Annotated in this window: 2 protein-coding genes; both read left to right on the top strand. The window is 72.2% G+C overall.

Translation table 11 applies throughout. The annotated features are described in order from the left end of the window. Nucleotides 1-17 precede the first annotated feature (17 nt). On the top strand, nt 18-734 hold the full coding sequence (locus tag ACFWI8_RS32760) for a class I SAM-dependent DNA methyltransferase (RefSeq protein WP_387099004.1): 717 nt from the start codon (nt 18-20) through the stop codon (nt 732-734). 194 nt (nt 735-928) lie between these two features. Continuing rightward, nucleotides 929-7,944, top strand: a 7,016-nt coding sequence (locus tag ACFWI8_RS32765) for a type I polyketide synthase (RefSeq protein WP_387099006.1), incomplete at its 3' end; no start/stop codon positions are given.

Here is a 7,944-nt window from a genome sequence, read left to right on the forward strand (position 1 = left end):
ACCGATGTGAGGGACGAATGTACGAAGCCGAGGACGCCGAGATCTACGACCTCGTCCACCAGGGCCGAGGCAAGGACTACGCCGCGGAGGCCGAGCACCTGCGTGAGGTGATCCGCTCCCACAAGCGGGACGCCAGCTCGCTGCTCGATGTCGCCTGCGGCACCGGCCTCCACCTCGCCCACCTGTCCCGGGAGTTCGACGAGGTCGAAGGGCTCGACCGGTCGATGGACATGCTCACCAGGGCCCAGCGGCGGCTCCCCGACGTCCGACTCAACCTCGGGGACATGCGCTCCTTCGACCTCGGCCGCACCTTCGACGCGGTCACCTGCCTGTTCGCCTCCGTGGGACACCTGTCGACGGTCGCCGAACTCGCCGACACGCTACGGTGCTTCGCCCGGCACGCCGCCGAGCGGCGCGGCGTGGTGGTGATCGACCCCTGGTGGTTCCCCGAGACCTTCACCCCCCACCACGTGGCGGGCGACGTCGTCACGGCCGACCACCGCACCGTGGCCCGGGTCTCGCACTCCAGCCTGGAGGGCAGGGCCAGCCGCATGGACGTGCACTACCTCATCGCCGACCCCAAGAACGGCGTCAGGCACCTCACCGAGCGCACCCTCATCACCCTGTTCACCCGGGACGAGTACGAGGACGCCTTCGACCGGGCCGGCCTGACACCCACCTACCTCCAGGGCGGACTCTCCGGCCGCGGACTCTTCGTCGGCGTGCGACGTTAGCGACCCACCCCCTAGGGCCCGCGCCGGAAAGAGCGAAGTCAGGGGGCGGAAACGCGGGGAACTAGGGGTCTTGCACCGGCGGGCCGCGCGCTATCGTCCGACCGGGTTCCCCCGGATACCCGATTCCGCATTCCGCGCCCGCTCCTGGAATCCCGTTGATTCAGGCGAGAACTCCGACCGTTTGCCGTAGGGGAATATCGATGACCAGCGAGGAAAAACTTCTCAGCTACCTCAAGAGGGCCACCACCGACCTTCGCGAAACCCGGCGGCAACTCCGAGAGACCGAGGAACGGAACAGCGAACCGCTGGCCATCGTGGGGATGGCGTGCCGGTATCCGGGTGGGGTGGGCTCCCCGGAGGAGTTGTGGGAGCTGGTCGTCGAGGGGCGGGACGCCGTTTCGGGGTTTCCGGTCGATCGGGGCTGGGATCTGGGCGGGGTGTACGACCCGACGGGGGAGCGGCCCGGAAGTAGTTACAGCCAGGAGGGCGGGTTCCTCTACGACGCCGCGGAGTTCGACGCCGCGCTTTTCGGCGTCTCGCCGCGTGAGGCGTTGGAGATGGATCCGCAGCAGCGGTTGTTGTTGGAGGTCTCCTGGGAGGCGTTGGAGCGGGCGGGGGTGCCGCCGCTGTCGTTGCGGGGCAGCGCTACCGGGGTCTTCGCCGGCGTCATGTACCACGACTACCCCGGCAGCAGCAGCGGCGGCAGCATCGTCTCCGGCCGGGTGGCCTACACCCTCGGACTCGAAGGCCCGGCGGTGTCGGTGGACACGGCCTGCTCGTCCTCGCTGGTCGCCCTCCACTGGGCGGCCCAGGCGCTGCGCCGTGGCGACTGCGCCATGGCTCTCGTCGGAGGCGTCACCGTGATGTCGACCCCCGGCACCTTCGTCGAGTTCAGCCGGCAGCGCGGGTTGGCCCCCGACGGGCGGTGCAAGGCGTTCTCCGCCTCGGCCGACGGCACGGGCTGGGGCGAGGGCGCCGGCGTGTTGGTGTTGGAGCGGTTGTCGGACGCCCGGCGGAACGGACGCCGGGTGCTGGGCGTGGTGCGGGGCTCGGCGATCAACCAGGACGGCGCCAGCAGCGGCCTGACCGCGCCGAACGGGCCGGCGCAGCAGCGGGTGATCCGGGCGGCGTTGGCCGATGCGGGGCTGGCCGCGTCCGAGGTGGACGCGGTGGAGGCGCATGGCACGGGGACGCGCCTTGGTGATCCGATCGAGGCGCAGGCGTTGTTGGCCACCTACGGTCAGGGGCGTGAGGGTGGGCGTCCGTTGTGGCTGGGGTCGGTGAAGTCGAACATCGGGCACACGCAGGCGGCGGCGGGTGTGGCGGGTGTGATCAAGATGGTGATGGCGATGCGGCATGGCGTCCTGCCGCGCACGCTGCACGTGGACGAGCCGTCGCCCGAGGTGGACTGGTCGGCTGGCGCGGTGGAGTTGTTGACCGAGCAGCGGGCGTGGGATGACCCGGGTCGTCCACGTCGCGCCGGGGTCTCCTCGTTCGGGATCAGCGGCACCAACGCCCACGTGATCGTGGAGCAGGGCGAGCCGGCGGCGGACCCCGTCGAGAGCGGCCCGGACAACGCGGAATCCCCACTGCCCTGGCTCCTGTCGGGGCACACGCCGGAGGCGTTGGCCGCGCAAGCGACTCGGCTGCTGTCCCTGGTCGAAGAGCGCGCGGAACTCCGGCCGGCCGATGTCGGATGGTCGTTGGCCACGGGGCGGTCCCAGCTGCGGCACCGGGCCGTCGTGATGGGTGCGGACCGCGATGAACTCGTGCACGGTCTGCGGGCGTTGGCGGCGGGGGAGACGGCGGCGGGGTTGGCCAGGGGAGTTGCCAGACCGGATGCCGGGACGGCGTTCGTGTTCTCGGGTCAGGGGTCGCAGCGGGTGGGGATGGGGCGTGAACTCCACTCCGCCTTCCCGGTGTTCGCTGAGGCGTTTGACGAGGTGTGTGCGGGGTTCGGTGGGTCGTTGCGTGAGGTGGTCTTTGAGGACGCGGCGGCGCTGGATCGTACGGAGTTTGCGCAGCCGGGGTTGTTCGCGGTGCAGGTGGCGCTGTTCCGGTTGTTGGAGTCGTGGGGTGTGCGGCCTGATGTGGTGGTCGGGCATTCGATTGGGGAGTTGGTGGCGGCGCATGTGGCGGGGGTGTGGTCGCTTCCGGATGCGTGTGCGTTGGTGGCGGCTCGTGGTCGGTTGATGCAGGCGTTGCCGGCGGGTGGGGCGATGCTCGCGGTGGCTGCTTCCGAGGAGGAGGTCCTGCCGCTGCTTGGCGATGGGTTGGACCTGGCGGCCGTCAACGGTCCTTCGTCGGTGGTCGTCTCCGGTGACGCGGAGGCGGTGGCGGGCCTGGAGGCCAGGCTGGCGGGCCGTAGGTCGCGGCGGCTTCGGGTGTCGCACGCTTTCCATTCGGCGTTGATGGAGCCGATGTTGGGGGAGTTCCGGGCGGTGGCCGAGGGGCTGACGTACCGGGAGCCGCGTGTCGGGTTCGTCTCAACGGTGACTGGTGGGGCCGGGGACTGGTGTGATCCCGGGTACTGGGTGTCGCAGGTGCGGCGGCCGGTGCGGTTCGCCGACGCCATCCGGGCGGCAGGGGCCCAGGGTGTGGGCCGGTTCCTGGAGATCGGCCCGGACGCCACCTGCACCGCCATGGCCCAGGAGTGCCTGACTGACGCCGACGGCCTGGCGCTGACGCCGACCCTGCGCCGCGGCCGTCCGGAGGCCACGGCGCTCCTCACCGCGGTCGGGGAGCACTACGCGAGTGGTGGCGCCCTGGACTGGGAGGCCCTGTTCGCCGGCACCGGAGCCCGCCGGACCGACCTCCCCACCTACCCCTTCCAGCACAAGCGGTACTGGTCGCCCTCCGAACCCCGCGCGAACTCGGCTCCCGCCGGGCTACGGGCGGTCGCCCATCCGCTGCTCGGCGCTTCGGTGACGCTGCCCGCCTCCGGCGGCACCCTGCTGACCGGCCGGCTGTCCGTCGACACCCTGCCCTGGCTGTCCCAGCACGTGGTGCACGGGCGCACGGTGGTGCCCGGAGCCGTGTTCGTCGAACTGGTGCACCGAGCGGCCGACCAGGTCGGTTGCGGGATGGTCGAGGAACTGATCACCGAGGCGCCGTTGGTCCTTCCCGAGCGTGACGGAGTCCCGGTCCAGGTCTTCGTCGGCCCGCCCGACGACGCGGGGCGGCGTGAACTGTCCCTGTACTCGGCGAGGTCGCCCGAGGGAACGGGTGAGGACGACCCCGCCGACGAGGTGTGGACCCGGCACGCGACGGCCGTACTGCGACGGGCCGGCACCGGAGAGCCCGCCTCCGGACGCCTGGCCGCCTGGCCGCCCGAAGGAGCCTCGGCCCTCGACGTGGACGCGGTGTACCAGGGCCTCGCCACAGCCGGGCTCGAGTACGGGCCGGTGTTCCGCGGCCTGCGCGCGGCCTGGCGGCACGGGCAGGAGATCTACGCCGAGGTGGAACTGCCCGAGGAGGCCCGGGCCGACGCCCCCTCATACGTCCTGCACCCAGCGCTGCTCGACGCCGTGGTGCAGGCGGTGAATCTCTTCGTCGGAAACGAGCCCGGGCTCCGGCTGCCCTTCGTGTGGAACGGACTCTCGCGGCGGACCAGTGGGGTCTCCGGGCTGCGGGTGCGTCTCTCCCGCACCCGCGACGACGGCTTCGCCCTGGAGCTCGCCGACCCGATGGGGGAGCCGGTCGCATCCGTGGACTCCCTGGTGCTCCGTGCGGTGAGCGCGGACCAGATCGACCCCCGGGAAGTCACCAGCGGCGACTCGCTGTTCCGGCTGGAGTGGACACCGCATCCGATGTCCGAACCGCATCCGGGCCCGACGGTGCTGGTCGGCGAGGACCCCCACGGCCTGTCCGAGCTGTTCGGCACGCCCGTCGGGAACTGGGCGGAACTCGCCGACGACGCCCTGCCGCACACTGCCCTGCTGTCCGTTCCCCGCACCCGGGACCCGGAGGACCCCCGGACGGCGCGGCTGTCCGCACGACTCCTGCTCCACGCGCTGCAGGACTGGTTGGCGGACAGGCGGACGGCCGGGACTCGGCTCGTGATCCTCACCCGCGGCGCCGTGGCCGTACCCACCGCCGGAACCGTCGACCTGGCCACCGCACCCCTGTGGGGTCTGGTGCGCGCGGCGCAGGCCGAGCATCCCGGACGCCTGGTGCTCGCCGACCTTGACGCGGAGGCCGACTCCCGGAGCGCCCTGACCGCCGCGCTCGCTACCGGGGAACCTGAGTTCGCCCTGCGTCAGGGCCGCATGCTGGTGCCCAGACTGGCGAGGGTCGGGGACACCGGCTCGCCCACAGCGGGCGCCCTCGGCCCCGAAGGGACCGTGCTGGTCACGGGCGGTACCGGGCAGCTCGGCGCTCTGGTAGCCCGCCGGCTGGTACGCGCCCATGGCGTGCGGAACCTGCTGCTGGTGAGCCGACGCGGACCGGCGGCGCCGGGGGTACGGGAATTCGTCGACGAGCTCACCGACGCCGGGGCGTGCGTCTCGGTCGTCGCGGCCGACATCGCCGACCGGGACGCGCTGGCCGAGGTGTTGGCCGGAATACCGGCCGAACATCGGCTGACCGCCGTGGTGCACGCGGCCGGAGCACTGGACGACAGCGTGCTCACTGAGCTCACCCCGGACCGGCTGGACACGGTGCTGCGCCCCAAGGTCGACGCGGCCCGTCACCTGCACGAACTCACCCTCGGCCTCCCCCTGTCCGCCTTCGTGCTGTTCTCGTCCGTGTCCGGCACCTTCGGAGCGGCCGGTCAGGCGAACTACGCGGCCGCCAACACCTATCTGGACGCGCTGGCGGCCCACCGCCGAGCCATGGGACTCCCGGCCGTGTCACTCGCCTGGGGCCTGTGGGAGCAACAGGGCGAGGGCCTGGCCGCGCGGCTCGGCGAGACGGAACTGCGCCGCATGAACCGCTCCGGAGTACGCCCCCTCGCCCCTGACGAGGGCCTGGCGCTGTTCGACGCGGCGCTCGGCTCCGACGAGGCGCTGATCTTCCCCGTCCGGCTGGACCTCGCCGCGCTCCGCGAACACGCCGCGACGGCCGGCGTGCCGCCGGTCCTGCGTGGTCTGGTGCGCCCACCGTCCACTTCCCGCCCGCCAGCCGCCGGCCCCATGGCCTCCACCGTGACGGGGGCACTGTCGACCCAACCGGAACCCGAACGCCGGCGCCGGCTGCTCGACCTGGTACGCGCACACGTCGCCGCCGTGCTCGGCCACGCGACACCGGAGGACGTGGACGCCGAACAGCCCTTCAGCGAACTCGGCTTCGACTCCCTGTCCGCTCTCGAACTACGCAACCGGCTCGGCTCGGCGACCGGCCTGACCCTGCCCGCGACCCTGGTCTTCGACCACCCCACGACCACAGCCGTCGCCCGCCTGCTGGCCAGCGAAACCGGCAACACGACACAGGAGCAGGGCGCCGCCCCGGACCCGACCACGACGGGCCAGGACGATGACGAGCGGATCGCCATCGTGGGGATGGCGTGCCGGTACCCGGGAGGCGTCGCCTCACCGGAGGAGCTGTGGCGGCTGGTCGCGGACGGGGCGGACGGCATCACCGGATTCCCCACCGACCGCGGGTGGGACCTCAGCGCCCTCTACGACCCGGCGGGGGAGCGACCCGGCAGCAGCTACGTCCGTGAGGGTGGTTTCCTCCACGACGCGGCGGAGTTCGACCCCGACCTCTTCCGGATCAGCCCGCGTGAGGCGACCGCCATGGACCCCCAGCAGCGGCTGTTGTTGGAAGCGTCCTGGGAGGCGTTCGAGCGGGCGGGCATCGCCCCCGCCTCGGTGCGCGGCAGCAGGACCGGGGTCTTCGCCGGCGTCATGTACCACGACTGGGGATGGCAGAACGAGGTTCCGGAGGACATCGCCGGCTACCTCGGCAACGGGAGCCTCGCCAGCGTCGTCTCCGGCCGGGTGGCCTACACGCTCGGCCTCGAAGGCCCTGCGGTGTCGGTGGACACGGCCTGCTCGTCCTCGCTGGTCGCCCTGCACTGGGCGGCCCAGGCGCTGCGCCGCGGCGAGTGCGATCTGGCTCTGGCCGGCGGGGTGACCGTGATGTCGCGCCCCGTGGCATTCGTCGATTTCAGTCGCCAGCGTGGGTTGGCCCCCGACGGGCGGTGCAAGGCGTTCTCGGCCTCGGCCGACGGCACCGGGTGGGGCGAGGGCGTGGGTGTGTTGGTGTTGGAGCGGTTGTCGGACGCGCGGCGGAACGGGCGTCGGGTGCTTGCGGTGGTGCGGGGGTCCGCGATCAACCAGGACGGCGCGTCCAACGGCCTGGCCGCGCCGAACGGGCCGGCGCAGCAGCGGGTGATCCGGGCGGCGTTGGCGGATGCGGGGTTGGCGGCGTCCGAGGTGGACGCGGTGGAGGGGCATGGGACGGGGACGCGTCTTGGTGATCCGATCGAGGCGCAGGCGCTGTTGGCCACCTACGGGCAGGACCGGCCGGAGGACCGCCCGCTGTGGTTGGGCTCCCTGAAGTCGAACATCGGGCACACGCAGGCGGCGGCCGGTGTGGCGGGCGTGATCAAGATGGTGATGGCCATGCGGCACGGCGTCCTGCCGCGCACGCTGCATGTCGACGAGCCGTCGCCAGAGGTGGACTGGTCGGCCGGCGCGGTGGAGTTGTTGACCGAGCAGCGGGCGTGGGACGACCCGGGCCGTCCGCGTCGGGCAGCCGTCTCCTCGTTCGGGATCAGCGGCACCAACGCCCACGTGATCGTGGAGCAGGGCGACGCAGAGGCGCACCCCGTCACGACCGGTCCGAAGAACGACGGGTTCGCGCTGCCGTGGCTCCTGTCGGGCCACACGCCGGAAGCCCTGCGCGCGATGGCTGGACGCGTGATGGCGCGTCTCGCCGAAGAACCCGAGTTGGACCCGGTGGATATGGGGTGGTCGTTGGCCACGGGCCGGTCCCAGCTGCGGCATCGGGCCGTGGCGACGGGTGCGGACCGCGACGAACTCGTCCGGGCCGTGGGCGCGTTGGCGGATGGTGAGGAGGCGCCGGGTCTGGTCCGGGGCGTGGCAGATGCCGTGGGTGGGACGGTGTTCGTGTTTTCGGGTCAGGGGTCGCAGCGGGTGGGGATGGGGCGGGGGCTGTATGAGGCGTTCCCGGTGTTCGCTGAGGCGTTCGACGAGGTGTGCGCGGGCTTCGACGGGCCCTTGCGTGATGTCGTGTTCGGTTCTGA

The sequence above is a fragment of the Streptomyces sp. NPDC127098 genome, assembly GCF_042722465.1.
GTDB classification, from domain to species: Bacteria; Actinomycetota; Actinomycetes; order Streptomycetales; family Streptomycetaceae; genus Streptomyces; species Streptomyces millisiae.